Origin of the sequence: Actinomadura sp. NPDC048955 (assembly GCF_040649435.1) — a bacterium.
Lineage (GTDB): Bacteria > Actinomycetota > Actinomycetes > Streptosporangiales > Streptosporangiaceae > Spirillospora > Spirillospora luteofluorescens.
This window is the reverse complement of sequence record NZ_JBEZJI010000022.1, coordinates 23,069-43,895: the sequence shown is the minus strand read 5'-3', so window position 1 is coordinate 43,895 and position 20,827 is coordinate 23,069. Positions and strand designations below refer to the sequence as shown.

Annotated in this window: 18 protein-coding genes and 2 CRISPR repeat arrays; of the genes, 11 read left to right on the top strand and 7 right to left on the bottom strand. The window is 68.9% G+C overall.

Annotated elements, in window-relative coordinates; all coding sequences use genetic code 11:
- Nucleotides 1-13 precede the first annotated feature (13 nt).
- Nucleotides 14-442, bottom strand: a complete 429-nt coding sequence (locus tag AB0C84_RS21665) for a hypothetical protein (protein ID WP_361069038.1) — start codon at nt 440-442, stop codon at nt 14-16.
- Nucleotides 443-1,116: 674 nt separating this feature from the next.
- A CRISPR array of direct repeats spans nt 1,117-2,205; the repeat unit is 30 nt; unit sequence GTCCTCATCGCCCCTACGAGGGTTCGCAAC.
- Nucleotides 2,206-2,310: 105 nt separating this feature from the next.
- The gene (locus tag AB0C84_RS21660; protein WP_361069035.1) at nt 2,311-3,615 is read right to left on the bottom strand and encodes a helix-turn-helix transcriptional regulator; all 1,305 of its coding nucleotides are present in this window, start codon (nt 3,613-3,615) and stop codon (nt 2,311-2,313) included.
- Between the two features lie 193 nt (nt 3,616-3,808).
- Here AB0C84_RS21660 and AB0C84_RS21655 point away from each other — a divergent pair, with 193 nt between their 5' ends.
- Nucleotides 3,809-3,961 carry a hypothetical protein gene (locus tag AB0C84_RS21655; RefSeq protein ID WP_361069032.1) on the top strand — a complete coding sequence of 51 codons (153 nt, stop codon included), beginning with the start codon at nt 3,809-3,811 and terminating at the stop codon, nt 3,959-3,961.
- Nucleotides 3,962-4,021: 60 nt separating this feature from the next.
- Nucleotides 4,022-5,731: an asparagine synthase-related protein gene (locus AB0C84_RS21650; RefSeq protein ID WP_361069029.1), complete on the top strand. Its 1,710-nt coding sequence runs from the start codon at nt 4,022-4,024 to the stop codon at nt 5,729-5,731.
- Here AB0C84_RS21650 and AB0C84_RS21645 read toward each other — a convergent pair.
- Entirely contained in the window at nt 5,634-6,194 is a 561-nt protein-coding gene (locus AB0C84_RS21645) for a hypothetical protein (RefSeq protein WP_361069026.1), read from the bottom strand. The two genes, AB0C84_RS21650 and AB0C84_RS21645, sit on opposite strands and share 98 nt — an antisense overlap.
- A gap of 232 nt (nt 6,195-6,426) precedes the next feature.
- Nucleotides 6,427-7,659: a CRISPR direct-repeat array (repeat unit 27 nt; unit sequence CTCATCGCCCCTACGAGGGTTCGCAAC).
- Between the two features lie 620 nt (nt 7,660-8,279).
- Between AB0C84_RS21645 and AB0C84_RS21640 the strand changes: the two genes are divergently transcribed.
- From AB0C84_RS21640 to AB0C84_RS21625, 4 genes are all read left to right on the top strand, one after another.
- Entirely contained in the window at nt 8,280-9,299 is a 1,020-nt protein-coding gene (locus AB0C84_RS21640) for a hypothetical protein (protein ID WP_361069023.1), read from the top strand.
- The gene (locus AB0C84_RS21635) at nt 9,287-9,985 is read left to right on the top strand and encodes a hypothetical protein (RefSeq protein WP_361069020.1); all 699 of its coding nucleotides are present in this window, start codon (nt 9,287-9,289) and stop codon (nt 9,983-9,985) included. Before AB0C84_RS21640 ends, AB0C84_RS21635 begins: the two co-directional genes overlap by 13 nt.
- Nucleotides 9,986-10,241: 256 nt before the next feature.
- Nucleotides 10,242-10,832 (top strand): hypothetical protein, encoded by a 591-nt coding sequence (locus AB0C84_RS21630; protein ID WP_339156050.1) that lies wholly within the window; start codon nt 10,242-10,244, stop codon nt 10,830-10,832.
- 155 nt (nt 10,833-10,987) lie between these two features.
- Nucleotides 10,988-11,401 (top strand): hypothetical protein, encoded by a 414-nt coding sequence (locus AB0C84_RS21625; protein ID WP_361069017.1) that lies wholly within the window; start codon nt 10,988-10,990, stop codon nt 11,399-11,401.
- A gap of 36 nt (nt 11,402-11,437) precedes the next feature.
- Here AB0C84_RS21625 and AB0C84_RS21620 read toward each other — a convergent pair whose 3' ends face one another.
- The 3 genes from AB0C84_RS21620 to AB0C84_RS21610 form a co-directional block, all read right to left on the bottom strand.
- Nucleotides 11,438-12,190: an alpha/beta hydrolase gene (locus AB0C84_RS21620; RefSeq protein WP_361069014.1), complete on the bottom strand. Its 753-nt coding sequence runs from the start codon at nt 12,188-12,190 to the stop codon at nt 11,438-11,440.
- A 3-nt stretch (nt 12,191-12,193) separates the two neighbouring features.
- Nucleotides 12,194-13,126: a sigma-70 family RNA polymerase sigma factor gene (locus tag AB0C84_RS21615; protein WP_361069011.1), complete on the bottom strand. Its 933-nt coding sequence runs from the start codon at nt 13,124-13,126 to the stop codon at nt 12,194-12,196.
- A gap of 97 nt (nt 13,127-13,223) precedes the next feature.
- Entirely contained in the window at nt 13,224-14,618 is a 1,395-nt protein-coding gene (locus AB0C84_RS21610) for a non-reducing end alpha-L-arabinofuranosidase family hydrolase (RefSeq protein ID WP_361069227.1), read from the bottom strand.
- A gap of 405 nt (nt 14,619-15,023) precedes the next feature.
- Between AB0C84_RS21610 and AB0C84_RS21605 the strand changes: the two genes are divergently transcribed.
- The 5 genes from AB0C84_RS21605 (at nt 15,024) to AB0C84_RS21585 (ending at nt 19,815) form a co-directional block, all read left to right on the top strand.
- Nucleotides 15,024-16,439, top strand: coding sequence for an endo-1,4-beta-xylanase (locus tag AB0C84_RS21605; protein WP_361069008.1), 1,416 nt, complete (start codon nt 15,024-15,026; stop codon nt 16,437-16,439).
- 272 nt (nt 16,440-16,711) lie between these two features.
- Entirely contained in the window at nt 16,712-17,194 is a 483-nt protein-coding gene (locus AB0C84_RS21600) for a hypothetical protein (protein ID WP_361069005.1), read from the top strand.
- Nucleotides 17,191-18,471: a sensor domain-containing protein gene (locus AB0C84_RS21595; protein WP_361069001.1), complete on the top strand. Its 1,281-nt coding sequence runs from the start codon at nt 17,191-17,193 to the stop codon at nt 18,469-18,471. The genes AB0C84_RS21600 and AB0C84_RS21595 overlap by 4 nt, the downstream gene beginning before the upstream one ends.
- A 5-nt stretch (nt 18,472-18,476) precedes the next feature.
- Nucleotides 18,477-19,124 (top strand): response regulator transcription factor, encoded by a 648-nt coding sequence (locus AB0C84_RS21590; RefSeq protein ID WP_258940348.1) that lies wholly within the window; start codon nt 18,477-18,479, stop codon nt 19,122-19,124.
- Between the two features lie 409 nt (nt 19,125-19,533).
- Nucleotides 19,534-19,815 carry a hypothetical protein gene (locus tag AB0C84_RS21585; protein ID WP_361068998.1) on the top strand — a complete coding sequence of 94 codons (282 nt, stop codon included), beginning with the start codon at nt 19,534-19,536 and terminating at the stop codon, nt 19,813-19,815.
- 266 nt (nt 19,816-20,081) lie between these two features.
- Here AB0C84_RS21585 and AB0C84_RS21580 read toward each other — a convergent pair whose 3' ends face one another.
- Nucleotides 20,082-20,666: a hypothetical protein gene (locus AB0C84_RS21580; RefSeq protein ID WP_361068995.1), complete on the bottom strand. Its 585-nt coding sequence runs from the start codon at nt 20,664-20,666 to the stop codon at nt 20,082-20,084.
- Between the last annotated feature and the right edge of the window lie 161 nt (nt 20,667-20,827).

The window sequence follows — 20,827 nt, the reverse complement described above, 5'->3', positions numbered from 1 at the left end:
CCGCACACCGTGATCATGGCGGACTCGTCCATCGGCGGATCTCTCCGGCAAGCAGTCCAGCATCGGACGTGCTGAGCTTCACGTCCACCACCAGGCGGGAGGTCCTCAGAGAGAGCGACACGCCCTCCGCCGATGGCCGTACCGCGAACCGGTGGACGAGCACGGGGACGTCATCGCCGATCAACTGTTCCCCGACCAACCGTTCGGGCCGTGGAAGGCGGGCGGCTGTCGCGTTTCCAGCAGAGGTGAAGAATTGAAGGAGGTCGAGGCCGAGAGAGGCGGCGCCGAGATCGGCGCGGACGGTCAGGGCCGTTTCGCCGTCGGTCAATGTCAGCACGGCGAACGGTCCGTGGAACCAGGCGGCGACGCCGTGCAACGCCAACTCGCGCGGACCGTAGGGGCGAGCGCGGATGCGCTGTGCGTACGACTCGGGACCGCTCATCGGGCGCGTAGAGGAACTTCGCCAAACGCCACCAGAGCCGTCAGCCCGACCACGAACGCACAGCCAAACATCGGGGCCATGGTCCATCGACCCCGGGCCCGGCCACCGCTCGCCGCCACGCCTCTGCTGCCCTCCGTACTTGATCGACGTTTATCCGCTCGACCAGCCATGCCCTCCGTCTCCCAACAGGTACGCCCATGCCCCCAACCGATGGACGAGTGCCGCCCGACCATTCCGAAATCACAGGACCTCGTCCCATGCTCCCGAACCACTGGTATCGCAGTCGAGACCGCACTTTCGGACGAAGCGGTCGAGTTGCGTTCGAGGTCGACGGCGGACCGGCGACTGCCTCTGCAGCGGCGTGTCCGGAAAGAGGAGGGGTCCAGCCCCGATCAGCAACCCGACGGTCCAGCGACTCAACAGGTCGATCAACGGCCTCCCCCCAGAAGTCAGCCGCTCCCTCCCCCGAACGCCGCCCGAGCGGCGAGGGTAGGAGACCGTGGCCAAGCCTCCGGCCATCGTCTTGTGGCCTCTTGCACCATCCGACACCCAGGAAAGTTGATCAATGCGCTTTCAGCGACACGCCAGGGTCAACAGCACAACCGACGGATCGCTGAAATTTCCGCCTCTAGCGAGCCCCTCTTCCCTCGGCCCACCTGCGGCTTTACTCTGGGGTCCTCATCGCCCCTACGAGGGTTCGCAACTGTACGCTGTCTCGCGTGCGCGCGCGGTACGTCTGCGTCCTCATCGCCCCTACGAGGGTTCGCAACAGCTGGGCGGGCTTGTAGCCCTTCAGGGCCTTGAGTCCTCATCGCCCCTACGAGGGTTCGCAACGCGTACGCCTGCGCCAGGTCGAGCTGATGCCGACGTCCTCATCGCCCCTACGAGGGTTCGCAACGATGACGTCGTATTCGTCTTCGGTGAGAAGGCCCGCGTCCTCATCGCCCCTACGAGGGTTCGCAACTCGGCCACGCGGCCGGGTGCGGATCCCGGTCGATGGTCCTCATCGCCCCTACGAGGGTTCGCAACCAGTCCCAGAGCTCGGCGCGGTCCATGATCTGGACGAACGTCCTCATCGCCCCTACGAGGGTTCGCAACGCATTGAGCCCGAGGGCCTTGAATCCGGCGGCACTCGTGTCCTCATCGCCCCTACGAGGGTTCGCAACGCGGTCTCTCCGAGGCAGCGCATGAGCAGAGAGCGTCCTCATCGCCCCTACGAGGGTTCGCAACGGCGGGATGGCGGTGGCTTCAGCGACGGGGCGGACGGCTGTCCTCATCGCCCCTACGAGGGTTCGCAACTCCCAGGAGTAACCGATCGGTCGGACAAATTCCTCGTCCTCATCGCCCCTACGAGGGTTCGCAACACCACCAGGTCCACCGCGGCGCGCGGCCCGATCGCGGGTCCTCATCGCCCCTACGAGGCTTCGCAACTGTTTGATCTGGTCGCGGAGGTCGGCCACGCCCGTGGTCCTCATAGCCCCTACGAGGGTTCGCAACCGGAGGGCTGTGCGGGCCGCTGTGGCTTCCGTGGCGTCCTCATCGCCCCCACGAAGGTTCGCAACGTTGCGGGCGCGTCGGTCATCATGGTCATGGGGTTGATGTCCTCATCGCCCCTGCGAGGGTTCGCAACTTCATCCACGACACGTCCTGCGTCCCGGTGTTGCCGTGTCCTCATCGCCCCTACGAGGGTTCGCAACAGGGCCACTAGGCGTCACCCCTCGCGGTCGGTACTGATCCTCATAGCCCCTACAGGGTTCGCAACGCCCGGCACGTCGGCCGCCCGAGGCCCTCCTCGCCGCAGTCCTCATCGCCCCTAGCTCAGGAGGGTTCGCACCCCGTTAAGGAAACCCGTGTCGGCTCGTAGATGATCAGAGGATTGCGGCGAGTTCTCGTGCTCCCGACACCCGTCGATGTCGCTCGACGAGTCCATCGGCCATCCGCCGGATGGAGGGGCGGTCGCGCACTTCGCTGGGTGCCTGCTCGTGGGCCTCCAGGAGGCGGGCGATCGCTGGTTCGGGTCGGCCGCGCTGGACATAGGCCCGGGCCATGTCGGTGTGGAGGCGGGCTTGCCGCTCGGGGGTGGCGAACTGTTCCGGCCGGAGGTTCTTGCCTGCGGCCAGCGCCGCGCCTGCGTCACCGAGGCCCCAGCGCACACCGACCTCGTAGAGCGCGAGCTGCGGCAGGGTGATTTTGAAGCGGTGTGCGGTGGTCGGGCGGGCCGGCATTCGGTCGGGCAGTCCGCGCGCGGCGCGTCGGGCCTCGGTGACCATGTCCAGCGCACCGTCTCGGTCGTCGGCCAGCGCGGCGTTGTAGGCGGTCGTGCACAACGTCTGGGCGTAGGCCGCGGTCTGCGCGGGGGTTGTGAGCCCGGCGCGGTCCAGCCTCGCGACGGCTTGCATGGTGAGGCGCTGCGCCACCGCTTGGCGGCCTTCATGCCGCAGGACGATCCCGAGCGAGCGCGCAGCGGCAGCCTGTGCGACCGGGTCTTCCGACCGCACGGCGTACGTCACCGCTCTGTCTGCGGTGAGCCGCGACTGCGGGACGGCGCCGACCTTATTGAGTGCCTCGGCCGCCATGTCGTAGACGGCGGCGACCAGCATCCACGTTGCCGGCTCGTCAGCGCCCTCGGCGGCGGTCTGGTGGGCGTTGGCCAAGAGCGCGGGCAGCCGGTCCACCAGTTGGGTCAGGTGCCCGTCGTCAAACAGCTGCCACGCCCGCCGAAGTTGTGCGGCGACCTGCGCGCGTGTCGCCGGGGACGCTGGCGCGGGTGTGAGCGCAAGGGCGTCATCCAGCCGTGTCAGGGCCGCCACCGGGACAGCGGCCAGCCCCGCGGCGAGCAGGTTGCGACGGCGCATCGGATCCTCCTGGACCACGGGAGCCACTCTGGTGACCACCGTAGCCCCAGGCGGGCCGACGACCCCCAGTAACGCGGCCAGAGTCTGAGCGGGCATCCCTAAGACGTCCGCGACCTTCTTGGCCTTCATCACGTCGAGCCCGGCGCTGCGCCCTTGCTCCAGGCGGGAGATGGTGGCCGGCGAGTAGCTGGTGGCTCTGCCGAGGTCGACCTGGCGCCACCCGCGATGTTGGCGCGCCAGCCGGATGACCTGCCCCAGTTCCCCGGCATCGACCAGCGCCGTCACCACAGCCGACCGCCAGAACGGGTCCGTCTGCATCGCCGCTCCTGGGGAGCACAGAGAGTCCAGACCCCTACACGCTACGAGCTCAACGGCAAGTTGCCCAGAGCCGCGTGCAGATTCTGCAAATGCGTGCCTGTCCTGCACACGAACCACCGTTCCCCGACTCGGCGGGGTGCCATTGCAGCGAGGCGCCTCGCCTCACCTGTCATCCCGAGAAAGGAGCAACGCCATGGCAACCACTTCGCCCACCCCGGGGACCGCGGCCCCCGACGCGTTCGCGGGGCTGTTCACCGACCCCGAGACCCTCACCACCGTGCAGGCCAAGGAGTACACCAAGAAGGACGGTGACTCCGACCAGCCCAACAAGTACGACGAGATCTGATCAACCAGCGGGGACGGACCTTGCGGCCCGTCCCCGCGCCGTAGTAGGAGGGCACCGTCCATGTTTCGCCTCAGCCTCCACCGCCCCTTCGATCCGGCAGCGCTGCGCTGGCATCCAGCCGACGGGAGTTGGCGACATGACTCCGAGCCCGGTCAAGGCCTGGGCTGGATCGAGCCGTTTACCCACCCGGCGCTCGAACATCAGCTGGTCCTCGGGCCCGGCGGCCACGGCTTCATCATCAACCGCGAACGACGACGCGGAACCGCTAAGGTCAGCCGGGTTCACCGCGCCCGCGACGACACCGCCTATGCGCGACTGCGCGCTCAGGCGACCGCCTGGCCCCTGGGCTTCGTCCTGATCGACCTCGATCCCGCAGCGGTCCGGATCATTGCCAGCGCCTGGGGCCTGGCACCGGTCCACCTCACCACCAACCCGGACGGGGCGCTCCACGGCTCCTGGGACCTACTGGATCTCCTCGACGCCACCACCAACCGCCTCGACCCTGTCGAGGTGGTGCGGTTCCTGACCTACACCCCCATCTATTCATGCCACACCCTGCTCGCCGACGTGCAGACCGTCACCGAACGCGCCACCGCCACCTTCACTCGCCGGCCCGGCGGCACCGGGCGCCTACGCATCGACTACCCCGGGCCCGGCTTGCACGCACTGCCACGCCGCCTGCGCCAGGACGCCAATCCTGTCGCCGCGTTCGAGGACCTGCTCGCCCACGTGATCGAGCAGTGGGAGTTCACCCCGGAGACCGCCGTCGCCGACCTGTCAGGCGGCATGGACTCCACTAATGTCGCGCTCTCCCTCGCGCAACTCCACCCCGGCCGTGTCACCACCGGCGCGATGCTCCTCACCGGCCCCTATGGCCAGCAACAGACCCGCCGCCGCGCCCAGCTGCGACGCGCCGGGTTTGCCGGCGACCACCAACTGCAGATGGTCGACCATCTGCCCTTCGCACCCGACGGCCCCCGCGCATGCGGGCACCGGTTCCACCCCCAAGAAGGCCCGTACGCCGAAGCCCGCAACCTGCTTCTGGACCGCTACGTCGCCGCCGGCGCCCGTGTCGTTTTCACCGGCCTGGGCGGCGACGAAGTGATGAAGCTCCGCACCAACGAGATCACTCGTTCCGGTGGGCGCCGACCGGAGCCGCCGCTTCGCATCGGCGACCACAACGAGCCCGTCTACCTCGGGGACCAGGGCCGCCGTCTGCTTGAGGCCCGCTACGACAACGCCGCACCGGTCGGCCCCACCCTGTGGTCCATCCTGGACGCCTACGCCGCCCTGTACCCGCATTACATGCGGCGCGGGCTGTGGCCGATCAACCCCTTGGCCGCCCCGCAGATCGTCCGTCTCGCCGAGAGCCTGCCCGCGTGCTGGCGCACGAAGAAGCGGCTGTTCCGCGAGCGCCTCACACGTCTCGGCTTCTCGCAAGAGGTCGTCCATCCGCCGCTGCCGGAGAACTTCCAGCACATCCTGGACCTGGCGATGCGCCGCCACGGCGTAACGATGCTCGAATCCCTACTCGACGACGGGTCGCGGCTCGTCGCGGACGGGTACCTGGACGAGGCCGAGTTGCGCCGTGCCTGCAGGTGCTTCGCCGCCACCGGTCAGCGCACATTCGAGGTGTACCGACCGCTGATCCTGGAGGCGGGCCTGCGGTCGCTCAGCCACCCGCCCCGGTCGCGGTCGGCACGGTCGCGGTCGGCACGGTCGCGGTCCGCACCGGCAGATCCGGCTGCCGCTCAGCGGGCCGGGACATGATGTAGCCGGTATGGCCTCGCCGCTCCACCTCCCGCAGCAACGTCCACCCCTGCACGCGGCAGTAGTAGTCGGCCAGCGCGGGATGGAACGCACCGCGCCGCACGTACAACCGGCCCGTCCGGGCCGCGTGGTCCAACGCCCACCGTGCGATCGAATGCCCAAACCGGTTCGCTGACGGAAGGGTCCAGGTCGACGCGAGGAACACCGATGGCTGCTCCCGCTCCTGATCAGTGAACGCCCAAGCCGGACACTCACTCAGCACGGTGGTGCATCCCACGACCGACCCATCGGCCTCCAGTACCCACACCGGCCAATCCGGTTCGCCCACCTGACCAGCCAGCGTCTCCGCGATTCCATTCGGTGCGCTCAGCCCACGCCCACGCAGCCAAGCGACCCTCGCGGTCACCAACGCGCTCACCCCGTCCCGATGCCGCGCCGGATTCGCCGGAAGCATCAACAGCATCAGCCACCTCCTCCCGCGCGGAGCCATCACCCTATGCTGTGGCCTTCTGGGTCCACGGTGAAAACCAGGCGGAGGTCATCGTCGATCGGCTGCCCCACGACCAACCATCCAGGCTTAGGATCAAGCAGTTTTCAGCGACACGCCGGGGTCAACAACACAACCGGCGGATCGCTGAAGATTTCGGCTCCAGCCGCCTCCTCTTCCCCTGGCGGACCTGCAGCTTTACCGTGGGGTTCTCATCGCCCCTACGAGGGTTCGCAACGTGCCGGTGTTGGGGGTCTGGATCGCCATGGGGGTTCGTTCTCATCGCCCCTACGAGGGTTCGCAACATGAGGCTGACGCCCTTGGTCAGGTACCGGATGATCGCGTTCTCATCGCCCCTACGAGGGTTCGCAACAGCCCTCCGGCGGCGAGCACGGGGCTGGACGGCCACCGGTTCTCATCGCCCCTACGAGGGTTCGCAACGTGGGGATCGGCTGGCGCTTGGCAGCCGCCTTCCCGTTCTCATCGCCCCTACGAGGGTTCGCAACGTCCAGCCGGTGAAGGTCGGGATGGCGGCGCGGCCGTTCTCATCGCCCCTACGAGGGTTCGCAACCGGGCGCGTCGCCCGCAGGCGTACCGGTCACGGTCGCGTTCTCATCGCCCCTACGAGGGTTCGCAACGTGAGGGCACCTTGTAGGGACGCGATCAGATCTGGAAGTTCTCATCGCCCCTACGAGGGTTCGCAACGCGAGCGCGGCCTTGGCCTGCTCCGCCCACTTCTTCCACGTTCTCATCGCCCCTACGAGGGTTCGCAACCTCGTCCTGGCGCCGTAGGGCCTCGGCCTCGGCCGCGTTCTCATCGCCCCTACGAGGGTTCGCAACCGCAGGTCTCCGCTGATGACCTGGATGTGGGGGTGGTCCTCATCGCCCCTACGAGGGTTCGCAACGTGGTCAGCTCCAGGGCGGTCCGCACGGCGGCGTCCTCGTCCTCATCGCCCCTACGAGGGTTCGCAACATCTTCGGTGCAAGGGTGATACACCCTTGGATGTTGCGGGTCCTCATCGCCCCTACGAAGGTTCGCAACAGCCACTCCGCGAGCGGCCGGGCCGCGTTCACCAAGTCCTCATCGCCCCTACGAGGGTTCGCAACGCGACGTCGCGCCGCCGTCCGGACCGCCCGGCACCGGTCCTCATCGCCCCTACAAGGGTTCGCAACATGACGTGCTCGGTCATGCGGATCGCGATCGCTTGTCCTCATCGCCCTTACGAGGGTTCGCAACCTGCCGGGCAGCGTGAAGATCATCGTGTTGCGGTTCCGGTCCTCATCGCCCCTACGAGGGTTCGCAACGCGAGCCGCTCGCGGAGGACACGGCGGGCCGTGGACTCAGGTCCTCATCATCCCTACGAGGATTCGCAACATGTGGGGCACATCATCTTGGTGATCTCCTCACCCGACCCTCATCACCCCTATGAGGGTTCCAATGCCGCGGACAATTTCCGATCACCCTGCGTATGCGGTCTGGACTTGCGTTTACAGCGGTGGTGCGCACAGGGTGCGCACGAACTGTAATGGATCACGGGGGATGAGGCGGTACGGTGCAATCCGCTGACCTGCGGAAGTGTGGACTTACGAGGACCGTGAATCACCCCATAACACGCCAAATATGGAACTGCTAATGCGGTTTGGGTGCAAGCCCATCCGGGGTTCAAATCCCCGATCCTCCGCCACTCTGACCAGGGACTTCGTCCAAGATTGCGATCTTGAGCGAAGTCCCTGTCGCGTTTCGGGTGGGCGAACTGCGGGCTGGTGTGCTCGTGGGCGGGCGGATCATCCTGGTTCTGCCGCCTCTCTGGCGTCCGGGATGAGTCTGTGCACCGGCGCCGCTGGATCGGCGTGGCGCTTGGTTCCGTTGCAGGTCGCGGACGATGTTGTTGGGGCGCTGGATGACTGCGCTCGGTTGGGCTCGTTGCTTGCGCCCGAGGCTGGCTGGTGGCCTTGGGGGCGTTCGGGCTACCAAAGGCTGGATACCTATCGACCTTTGAGCGGTCGGCGATCGCCTTTGGACGGCTGTCCGCGGGGAGGGGGGCTTCTAGGTTCAAGATCATGGATGTGGAAGTCCCCGGCCCGCCTTCGCTGCCGCGCCGGATGGCGCTGGTGGTGGCGCTGGTGCTGCTGTCCCCGATCTGCGCCGAATACCTCATCGGCTACGACCAGATCATCGGGCGTCCGCTGGAACTGCTCGCCGGGCTGCTCATCCTCGCGCCGCTCTATGGAACCGTCGCGGTGCTCATTCGCGAGGCCGCGCGCCGCACCGGACGGGGCTGGGCGACGATCGTGCTGCTGAGTGCGGCGTTCGGGCTCGTCCAGGCGGGGCTGATCGACCAGAGCCTGTTCAATCCCGACTTCGTGGACGAGCCGTCCTGGGACCGTGACCGGCTGCCGACTCACATCGCGGAACTGGGCCTCAGCGCCAAGTACCTGCTGGGCTTCGTCGCGGGCCACGTGATCTGGAGTTTCGGCGCCCCCATCGCGGTCGTCGAGGCGTGCGCGCCGCGCCATGCGGGACGTCCATGGCTCGGACGGACCGGTATCACGACGATGCTCGTGTTGTACGGGCTGGGTGCGGCGATCATTTTCAGGGAGCACACCAGGGACTTCTTGGCGAGCCCGGCGCAACTGGGTGTCACCGCGGCGATCGCCGTGCTGCTGGGCATCGCGGCGTTCGTTCTTCCTCGCCCGTCCGCGCCCGTGTCGGGCTGGGTTCCCCCGCCGTGGCTGGTGGGATGCGGCGCCGTGTTGCTGTGGGGCACCGGACAGTTGGCGCCGGCGTCCTGGACGGGGGTGGCGCTGGCGGCGCTCGCCCTCGCTGTCGCGGCCGGATGCCTGATTCGGTACTCCGGTCGCCGCGGCTGGAGCCACCGGCACGTCCTGGCGGTCGGTGGAGCCGCGCTCGTGGTCAACGCGGCGCTGGCCTTCGTGGTCGAGCCGCTCGGTGAGACGTCGTACCCGGTCAAGTACGCCGTCAACAGCGTCCTCCTGCTGGGCGTGCTGCTCCTCCTGACCCGCATCGACCATCACCTGCGCCGGTTCGAGGGGACCGTCGCGCCGTCATGGAGGTCCTGACCATGCCTGCTTCCACCACGCTGGCCCGCTCGGTCTGGGCCCAGGGGGCGCTGTGCGCGGCGGCGGCGGTGCTGCTGGGCGGCGTCGCCTGGCTGCTCGATCCGCTGGCGAACTGGCTGGTGGGGCTAGATCGGGCACCGATGCGGGCCCCTGCAGAGTTGCTGGTCTCCATCCCCGAGCCGTGGCTCGGCGTCGGTCTGGTCGCCCTGGGGGCGCTCGCAGGGGCGGCCTTGATCTTGTTCGATTCCCTGGAGCAGATCTCCGTCACCGTGTCCGGCGAGCGGGTGATTTTGAAGCGGACGGGCCACGTCCAGGAGATCGCCCGCGAACAGGTCGGCCACGTCTTCCGGGAGAAGGACCGGCTCGTGCTGCTCGGCCCCAAGGGCGAGGAGATCGCCCGGGAGAAGTGCGACTTCAGCGCCCGGCGCCTGGCCGCAGTCTTCACCGAACACGGTTACGCGTGGGTTGCCGGTGATCCGTACGAGGACGAGTTCCGGATCTGGGTCCCCAAGACTCCGGAACTGCCTGAACTGGCGAACGCACTGCTCGCGGCCCGCGCGGAGGCCCTGAAATCCTCGCCTTCCGGCGACTCCGTCAAGGAACTGCGCCGCGAGCTGGCACGGAACGGCATCGTCGTACGAGACAAGGGCGAGCAACAGTACTGGCGCGGCCCCGGCCGGCGGTGACGGAGCGGTCGGCGCCCGCTCATTCGTTCCCGTGCCGCGTCCGGCGGGGCGGTCTCACGAGCCGGACGCCGATATCGCGTAGGTGGTGACAGTGCGTGAGCGCGGGCTGGTCGCGACCGTGGCGGCCCCGGAACGATCACTTGGGGCCGGACGCGTTGCGGTCCTGCGGGAGGGGAGATCGGCGGGGCGCCTTGTGGCCTTTCTGCAGTGTTTCCGAGGAAGATTGCAGGAGAGGCGTAGCACCCGGGAGGGGACGATGCTGTTCAGGCGGGAGGTCCTTGAGGGGATCGCGGGTGGGCGGATCGACCGGGTCTTCCGGGTTTGGGGGAAGCCCCCGGTTCGCGCGGGGAGCACTCAGCGCACCTGGGCGGGGATCATTGTCATCGACTCGGTCACGGCCGTCTCCCCGGAGGAGATCACCGAGGAGGACGCCCTGCGTTCGGGCTTCGACGACCGCGCGGCGTTGCTCACCGCCCTGTCCAAGAGCACCAAGGAGGGCGGCTACCACCGCGTCATGCTCCATCTGGGCCCCGACCCCCGAGCGGAGCTGGCCGCGAACGCCGACCTGACCGACCAGGAACTGGCCGATCTCAAAACCGCCCTGGACGCCGTCGACACCCGCAGCCGCCGCGGCCCCTGGACCCGCGAAGTCCTCCGCCTCATCGAGGAACACCCCGGCCTGCGCGCTCTGGACCTGGCCGAACGTCTGGGCCGCGACAAGCTCCCCTTCAAGGCCGACGTCCGCCGGCTCAAAGCCCTCGGCCTCACCGAAAGCCTGGAGACCGGTTACCGGCTCTCCCCGCGTGGCGAGGCCCTCATGGCCTACCTGCGGTCTCTGACCGAATGATCTGCCTCTGAGGCAGAGACCGGTGCAGGCCAGAAGGTGTTGCGGGTATGCCATCGCCTCTCTCGTCGAAAGATCGGGCCGCCTTTGTCCAGCGCGTTGATGGTGGCGCGTTCGGGGTGGTTCGGCGGTGGGGCGCCGTGGTAACCATGGCGAGCATGAGCGAGACGCCTATTCCATACGCCGGCGGTCGCAACGGGCCCACGCGGATCCTGCAGCTCCACACGCGCCGCGGGGTGATTGCCAAGGCCGGCGTCACCGTCGGTATCGACGGTGCCCACTACCACCAGCGCTGGGGGAGGGCGGCGTTCGAGATCCCGGCGGACAAGCCGGTGCACGTTGCCGTGTCGCAGGGAGGCGGCCAGATCGGCGTCGCCGCCACGGTTCTCACCCCCGAGCAGCCGTCTGAGCTGGAGTACCGCGGGCCCGCCGCCCTGTATCTCTCGGGCGCCATCGGAGCTCCCGGCACGGTGAAGCAGCGAGGCTGCGTGCTCCAACTCGCGATCTTCGCTCTCGTTCCCCTCATGGCGCTGGCGCTCGTGATGGTGATCGGAGTGCTTCTGTCCCGGTGACCGCCGAACCGGCTCTGATGCCGCACCCTTCTGGGGCTACTTCGCTTCGGGGGCGCGTGCGATGGGCATGTAGGTCGGGGTTGGGGCGGTGGTCAGGAATGTCAGGACCAGGGCGCGTACGGCTTCGGCGTGTTCCATGAGCAGTAGGTGGCTGGCGTTGGGGAGCACGGCCAGTTCGGCGGTGGGCAGCGCCCGGTAGAGGGCCACCGTGTGGTCGAGCGTGACCAGGTCGTCGTCGCCGGCCAGGACGAGGGTCCGGGGCGTCACCGCGCGCAGCTCGGCCGGGTCCGGGCTCGGCTCGGTCGCGGCCGCGTGCGCGATCTTGCCGATGACGACCGCGAAGTGGTCGCGGCCGTCGGGCGACACCTCGGCGTAGGCGTCGACGAGCTCCGCGGGCATCTCGCCGTCCGCCGACGGCTTGAAGATCAGTCCGTCCAGGTCGTAGGCCGTGCTGATCAGGACGAGACGCTCGACCAGGTCAGGGCGGCGCGTCGCGACCCGCAGCGCCACCGTCCCGCCGGCGCTGTAGCCCACCAGCCGGGCCGGGCCGCCGACCACCTGCTCCAGGAACGCGATCGTGTCCTGCGCCATGAGCTCCATGGTGATCGGGCCGGGGGCGTCGGGCGTGCGGCCGTGGCCGCGGCGGTCGGGCAGGTAGGTCGTGAACGTGCCGGCGAGCCCGTCGAGGTTGCCGGTGAAGCAGCGGCCGTCGGTCAGCCCGCCGTGCAGGAGCACCACCGGGTCGCCGCTGCCGCGCTCGTCATGCCACATGTGAACGATGTCGGTCATGCACTACATACGGGACGGCGGCCCCGGAGTCATCGGCAATCCGAACAACGGGAACAGGGACGGTTCGAGGTAGGTCGTCATGTTCGTGATCAGTCCGTCGCGGAGATCGATGACGACCAGGCCGAACGCCCTGCCGTCCCGGTACTGCGCGAACGCCGGCGATCCGTTGGCCGCTGTGCGGACCAGCCGGTCATCGGCACAGGCACCCCCCGCACCCACCAGGGCGGCGCGGATCGCCTCCCGGCCGCTGAGCCACCAGGCGAACGGCGGCATCGACATGGTGGCGTCCGCGTGGAGCAGCGCCACCAGACCGTCGACGTCGTAGGTGGTGAACGCCTTGACGTACCGCTCAAGCAGGTCTTCGTCGACCTCGCCGCTGCCGCGCGTGCGACCGGACAAGGTGGCACGTGCTCGTTGCAAAGCGCTGTTGACCGCGGCCGGGGTGCTGTCGAGTAGCCCGGCGACCTCTTCCGTCGTCCAGCAGAGCACCTCACGCAGGATGAGGACTGCCCGCTGGCGCGGTGGGAGGGCTTGCAGGGCGGCGACGAACGCCAACCGGATCGTCTCCCGGCCGGCGGCCAGCTCAGCCGGATCACCGTCCACGGGCAGGACGAGCCGGTCGGGGATCGGCTGCACGAAGGCAGCGGCTCCCAACGGCGCGCCGAGGTATGCGCCGGCGGGTGAGGACGGGCCGAGATCCATCGCCAGCGCGCGCCGCTGGACGCTACGGGTCATGTCCAGGCAGACGTTGGTGGCGATCCTGTACAGCCAGGTCCGCAGACCGGCTTTGCGCTCATCGAAACGATCGGCGTTCTTCCAGGCGCGCAACAGAGTCTCCTGGACGGCGTCCTCGGCCTCGGCGGCGCAGGCCAGCATGCGGTAGCAGTAGCCGGTCAGGTCGACCCGGTGCGCTTCCAACCGTTCCTCGAAGGCCACGGGTCCACAGTATTCAGGGTTCGCCCCCTGGTCAGCAGGCGGCGGTGGCTGGGCGGGCCCGGCCTGTGGCCGAGCCCGCCACGCCCGTGTCGTGCCGTCAGCGCTGCAGCGTCAGGAGGCCCGGACGGTAGGGAAGGAGGCCGTAGTCGCCGCCGGAGTTGGGGCTGCGGCCCTGGTAGAGCAGTTGCAGATTGCAGGGGTCGACGGTGAAGGTCTGGTCGGCGCTGGTGCGGATCAGTTCACCGTGGCTGATGTCGTTGGTCCAGGTGGCGCCGCTGTTGGCCTTGCCGGCGAAGGGGTTGCCCTCCGTCGCGGCCTGCGGGGTCCACGAACCGTTCAGGCTGGTGGCCGTGAACGAGCGGAAGTAGCGGCCCTGCGAGCCGATCGCCTCGACGATCATGAGGTAGCGGCTCTGGCCCTGGAGCCTGTAGACCTGGACGGCCTCGAACAGGTTGTTGGTCGAATCGCTCATGACCACTGTCGAGGTCGTGCCGAAGCTTCCCGGGAAGTTCCCGATCGGCATTCCGGCCCGATAGATCTTGCCATTGTCACCGGCGAAGAAAAGGTACATGTTCGTGCCGTCGCCGATGAGTGTCTGGTCGATCGGTCCCGTTCCGGAGCCGGAGATGCTTCCGGAGAAGAGCACCTGTTGCGACGACCAGCCATTCGGGTTGGTGGGGTCACTGGACGTCCGGTAGGAGAAGGCCGTCCCACCCCACTGGTAGGCGAGCACCCAGATGTTCTTCGGCGCGAAGTAGAAGAGCGTGGGCGCGACGGTGGGATTCGACATCGTGTTCTGGCCGGCCGAAGCCATCTCCGACCAGTTGGTGAACAGGCCGAAGTTCATCGACCCCCATCTCGTCCCCGTGTCGTGCGTCGTCGCGTAGACGAGATTCCTGCCGTTGTAGGGGGCGACGGTGAAGTCCTTGAGCGACACCCATCCCGACTTGGGCTGCGCCAGTGGGCCCGTCGATGTCCAGCGGTAGCTCGACGGAAGGTCACACGAAGGAGTGGTGCCGCCGCCGACCGGGACGAGTTGCCACTGCTGGTTGGCGCCGCCCCAGTCGTCGTACTGGACGATGTTCGCGTTGTCGGCGGTGGAGCCGCCCTGCACTTCGAGGGCCTTGTTGCTGTGGCGTGAGACCAGTCGCACGTGGCCGTCCGAGCTGTCGGCCAGCCGCCACTGCTGGTTGGCGCCGTTCAGGTCGGTCCACTGGACGATCGAGCCGCCGTTGGCGGTGGAGAAGTCGTAGACGTCCAGCACCTTGCCGGAGTGGCGGGACCTGATGCGGTAGTAACCGTCGCCGGAGTCGACGAACTGCCACTGCTGCTGGTTCTGATCGTTTCTCGTCCACTGGGTGATGCGGGCGCCGTCGCCGGTGGCGAGGTTGTAGACGTCGAGGGCCTTGCCGCTGTTGCGGTTGACCAGGACGTACCACTTGTTCACATCCACTGTCGCGGCTTGGGCGGGCTGCGGGTTCAGCACGGACATGAGCACCGAAAGCAGGAGCGATGCCAGCACCGCACCGGTCCTCAACATGACCTTCTTCCTTCCATTTGGAGTGGATGTTAGCGCTAACAATTTGTTCGGAGGGGGACCTTCTCTCCATCGGCGGTCGGGGGGGTGGCGGTGGCCGGAGTAAATAACAGGCGGAAAGGCACCGTCAAGGGTCCCGGACCTTCGAAAACTTTCGAGGGCGGGGCGGCGACCTGATCGCGAACCGGTGATCGGGCATTTGCGATGAAAAATGTGAAAACTATTGACGAGTTCTGCGGGGGCTCGCACACTGAGCCCGCGACGCCCTGGTGGTGTGTGCGTTCCCGCGAGGGAGCGCGGCGTCCTTTTCACGGCTGTGTTCCGTGCTTCCATCCCTCGTTCATTCATGGAGGAACAGACGTGCGTACGAACGCCATGAACAGGTTCGGGGTCCGCAAGCGGGCCCTTCTCGCGGGCGCCCTCGGGGCGCTCACCGCGGCGGCCGCCCTGGTGGCTCCGTCTCCGGCGACCGCCGCGGAGAACACGCTGGGCGCCGCCGCGGCGCAGAGCGGCCGCTACTTCGGCACCGCCATCGCCTCCGGCAGGCTCAACGACTCGGCCTACACCACGATCGCGAGCCGCGAGTTCAACATGGTGACCGCCGAGAACGAGATGAAGATCGACGCCACCGAACCCCAGCGGGGCCAGTTCAACTTCAGCTCCGGCGACCGCGTCTACAACTGGGCGGTCCAGAACGGCAAGCGGGTGCGCGGACACACCCTGGCCTGGCACTCCCAGCAGCCCGGCTGGATGCAGAGCCTCAGTGGCGGCAGCCTGCGGCAGGCGATGATCGACCACATCAACGGCGTCATGGCCCACTACAAGGGCAAGATCGCCCAGTGGGACGTGGTGAACGAGGCCTTCGCCGACGGCAACTCGGGAGGCCGTCGCGACTCCAACCTGCAGCGCACCGGCAACGACTGGATCGAGGTCGCCTTCCGCACCGCGCGCGCCGCCGACCCGTCCGCCAAGCTCTGCTACAACGACTACAACATCGAGAACTGGAGCTGGGCCAAGACCCAGGGCGTGTACGCCATGGTCCGCGACTTCAAGCAGCGCGGTGTGCCCATCGACTGCGTCGGCTTCCAGTCCCACTTCAACAGCGGCAGCCCCTACAACGGCAACTTCCGCACCACCCTGCAGAGCTTCGCCGCCCTCGGCGTCGACGTGGCCATCACCGAACTGGACATCCAGGGCGCCACGGCCTCGACCTACGCCAACGTCACCAACGACTGCCTGGCCGTCTCGCGCTGCCTCGGCATCACCGTCTGGGGCGTGCGCGACACCGACTCGTGGCGCTCGGAGCAGACGCCCCTGCTGTTCGACGGCAACGGCAGCAAGAAGGCCGCCTACACCTCGGTCCTCAACGCTCTGAACGGCACCTCGTCGCCCCCTACCGGATCCGGGGAGACGATCAAGGGCGTCGGTTCAGGCCGCTGCCTGGACGTGCCCAACGCCGGCACCGCTGACGGAACCCAGATCCAGCTGTGGGACTGCCACGGCGGCACCAACCAGCAGTGGACCGCCACCTCCGCGGGCGAGCTCAGGGTCTACGGCGACAAGTGCCTGGACGCCGCCGGCACCGGTAACGGCGCCAGAGTTCAGATCTACAGCTGCTGGGGCGGCGACAACCAGAAATGGCGCCTCAACTCCGACGGGTCCATCGTCGGCGTCCAGTCCGGCCTCTGCCTGGACGCCGCCGGCACCGGCAACGGCGCCCAGATCCAGCTCTACTCCTGCTGGAACGGCAGCAACCAGCTCTGGAGCCGCGCCTGACGCCACAAGCGAAAGGTGAATCGATGAAGGCCTACGGTGCTTCTGCGGAACCGCAGAAGCACCGTAGGCCGCACCTGTTCGACCGCTCGACCGCGAGCAGATGCTGGACTCCCGCGAGACTCTGAGCCCCCGCCGGTCTCGCTCCCCACGCCCTGCGTCCGCGGGGAGGATGAGGTTAACCGAACCCCGATCCGCCTGCTTCCACGATCGACCCGAGGAAGTCCCGGAGACGAGCCTGGAGACACCCGTTCACACAGCTCGGAAGGTGTCCCATGGCGATCCTCCTCTCCCGTGCCACGCACCGGTCCCGCTTCGGCTCACCGCTCTGGCGGCGCTCCGCCTACGCGTTCGCGGCCCTGCCCGCGGGACTGGCCTCGCTCACGGGGGTGCGGGTGCAGCCGGCACTCGCGCACCGCCTGCTGAACGTGCCGCCCACCCGTCCTGGACGGGTCCGGACGATCCTGCATGCCCTCCTCTCGCTGCCGCTCGGCGTCCTGTCGCTCCTGGCGGCCGCGTACGGGTGGGCGATCGTCGTGCTCAACCTGCTCTACCCGGCCCGCTGGCTCATCGGGATGGGCGGTTCGCTGGAGGACTCCTGGGGCGGCCCGACGCTCGCCGGAGCCTGGGCCGTCCACGCGGCGGGCGGGCTGGTGATGCTGCTGCTGATGCCCGCCCTGATGCAGGGCATCACCACGCTCCAGGCCCGCTTGATGCTCCGCGTCCTCGGCAGGGCGGACGGGACAATGGGACGGTGACAAAGGTACTGAGGGCCACGGCCGTCCGCCGGGCGTGGACGGAGGCGCTCTACCTGCTCGCCGGCACCCCCGTCGCCCTGGCCGGGCTGTACTACGCGGTGTTCTCGGGCGCGTTCGGGGTCGTCATGTCGGTCACCCGGCTGGGATCGGCCGCGACGGCGGCGGTGCTGCGGGGCGCCTGCCGGTTCGGGGAGCTGCACTGCCGGCTCGCGGCCGTCCTGCTGGACGAGCGGGTGCCGGCGCCGGGCAGGCCGCAGTCGCGGGCTGGGCTGCGGGCCTGGGTGCGGGACGCGCACGGCGCGGCCGGCTACCGCGCGTTCCTGCACCTGCTCGTCCGGTTCCCGCTGGCCGTTCTCGGCGTCGCCGTGGTGCTCGTGACGTGGGTGTACGGGTTCCTTCTGCTCACCTATCCGATCCAGCTCCCCCTGCACCTCAACGAGATCACCTCGCGCGACCCGGAAGGCAGGGTCCGGCACGGCCTGGTCGTCGGCGGGTTCTACTTCGACACCTGGCAGCGCAGCCTGCTGGTGGCGCTGGCCGGTGCCGTCCTGCTGGCGGTGGCGCCGCGGGCCGTGCGGCTGGCCGTCCGTCTCGACCTGGCGGTGCTGCGGTCGCTGCTCGGCCCGCGGCCGGACGACGCCCGCATCCGCGACCTGGAGCGGAGCCGGTCGTACGCCGTCGAGGACGCGGCGGCGACGCTCCGCCGGATCGAGCGGGACCTGCACGACGGTGCCCAGGTGCGGCTCGTCTCGCTGACCATGACGCTGGCCGCGCTGCAGGAGACCCTTCCGGACGGCACCCCCGAGCCCACCCGTGAGCTGGTCGCCGCCGCGCGCACCGGCGCGCGGGAGGCGATCGCCGAGCTGCGCGAACTGGTCCGCGGCATCCATCCGCCCGTCCTGGACCAGGGGCTGGACGCGGCGCTGGCGTCGGTCGCCGCGCGCAGCCCCGTCCCGGCGGAGCTGGAGACGGATCTGCCGGTCCGGCCGTCCGCGGCGATCGAGTCGATCGCCTACTTCTGCACCGCTGAGCTGCTGGCCAACGCGGGACGGCACGCTGCGGCCCGCCGGGTGACCGTGTCCGCCGTCCAGCCGGGGGACGGCACGCTGCGGCTGACGGTCACCGACGACGGGAAGGGCGGCGCGCGGACCCGTCCCGGCGGCGGGCTCGCCGGGCTGGCCGAGCGGGTGCGTACGGTGGACGGCGAGCTGTCCGTGCTGAGCCCGCCGGGAGGACCGACCACCGTGACCGTCACGCTCCCCCTCACCACCTCATGACCGGTCTGCGCGTGGTGATCGCCGAGGACGCGGCGATCCTGCGGGACGGCCTCGCCCACCTGCTGGGGCTGCGCGGCCATTCGGTGGTCGCGGCGGTCGGCGACGCGCCCGCGCTGCACGCGGCCGTGGCCGAGCACGGGCCGGACGTCGCCGTGGTCGACATCCGGATGCCGCCGACGCACACCGACGAGGGGCTGCACGCCGCGATCGAGCTGCGCCGCGTCCGTCCCGGCCTGGGCATCCTGCTGTTCTCGCAGTACGTGGAGACGCGGTACGCGGCCGAGCTGCTGGCGGGCTCGCCCGCGGGCGTCGGCTACCTGCTGAAGGAGCGGGTGTCCGACCTCGACGACTTCGTGGACGCGCTGAACCGCGTCGCCGCCGGGGGCACCGCGCTCGACCCGGAGGTCGTGGCGCACCTGCTCGGCGCCGCCCGGCGCGACGACGGGCTCGCGTCCCTCACCCCGCGCGAGCGGGAGGTCCTCGGCCTGATGGCGGAGGGCCGGACGAACGCGGCGATCGCCGCGTCCCTCGTCGTCACCGAGCGGGCCGTGGAGAAGCACATCGCGAACATCTTCACCAAGCTCGGCCTCGCGCCCACGGGCACGGACCACCGCCGCGTCCTGGCCGTCCTGCGCTACCTGGGGGCGTCGTGATCATTCCGATCCTCCGCCCGCCCGGGGAGACCGGGTTCGTTTCGGTGATGTGCGGGGCGTTGCCGCAGCGTGCCGGCGATGGCGGTGCCCCGTGTCGGACTTGACCGAGCGAATCCACTGCGATCGGGGTTAGTGTTACCGATTGATGGGCGTACCTCATCCGGTTCATGGCGTACGACCGGCCGCCGATGCCGGGCCTGATGCGCTTTGCCGGAAACGGCCAACGGCGCACCTTGGGCCCGGAACACGCGAGAGAGGATCGGACAATGGCGCGACGGTGCCGGGACGGCGGCCGCGCGGCAAGGCTCCGGCGGGCCCTGACGGGCGGCGCGGACTCGGTTGCGCGGTGGGACCCCTGGCCGCGTGAGATGGTAGCGATCACAGGAGCCGGGCAGGGAGCAGAGACGACATGTTGCAGGGCTTGAAGGTGGCCATGGTGCTGGCCGAGCCGACGAAGGAAGACCCGAACACCCAGAATTTGGCCGACTGGCTGCGCAACATCTTCGGGCCGCTGTTCCTGGTGATCATCGGGATCGTGGCCCTGTTCTTCCTGTTCACCCGGGAGATCACGCGGTTCATTCAGTTCATCGTGCTCAGCATCGTGATCGCGATCGTCTTCTACTATCCCGGGATCATCACGTCGCTGGCAGGCGGAATCGTGCGGGCGCTCGGCATCAAGGAGCCCGGCTAGGCCCGCGCGTCCACCCACGGTCGACGCCGACGCCGCCGAGGTGCCCAGGACGACCGCGCCCACGTCGGGCTTGGAGGCTCCGGGAGATCCCTCACTCGGCTGGTGCGGCGGTAGAGGCGGCCCACAGGAGGCGTTCGGTCGGGCCGGTGCGGCGGCCCGTTGACGGCTCCCTGGCCGTCCCGAGGGCGGGCGCAAGGCTCCACAGCCGGAGTGTCGCGGGGATCGGCGGCCCCGGCGCTCGAATGAACCGCCGGGGCTGCCGGTCGTCACTCTCCGATCGCCGGCATGTCCCAGATCACCACGCGTGCCCTGACGATCGGTGACGTGGTGGTCGAGTGCGCGTCCACGATCGTCAGTCGCGCCACCCGGCCCGCGCCGGTCGATACGCAGACCACGTCATCCTCGTCCACCTCGACCTCGTCGGATCCCTCCGCCGCCGCGGCATCCCGGCACTGGACCGCCGACGGCTCGCTCCGTGGACGCATCAGGACGACCTGCGCATCCGAATCGGCCTCCACCGCAGGTCTGAGCCAGGCGCCTCGGATGTCTGGCTCCCCGTCCCGCTCCGAGAGACGCGGCGGTTTGGCGTCCAGATCTCGCCGCGACCGCGGCCCGGCCAGCAGCACCATCCCCCGCCAGCGCACGACCGGCGCCGTGATGGTCGGGGACGGTTTCGGTGCGGCCGAGCCGGCGGGCGCGGAAGGCGCCGCCTTGGTCGACCTCGGTGGCGCGGCCGCTCCGCGCTTGTCCGGCCCGCCGCCGTCGTCATCCGGGGTGACGGCGATCGCCACCGCGACGAGCAGCCCGAGCAGCACAGCGCCGACCGCGACGACGATCCCCACATGCTGCATCTGCAAGCCGGTGCCGGTGCTTCTGTCATGATCTGGCATTGACCCGTTCATCACCGCTCACCTTGATGCGCGTCAGGACCAAGGTCAACCGACGAGACGACCATTTATCCCAGATCGCCCAAAAGTCGTGCGCAATGCCCGGAGAATCCGCCAGATCGGCG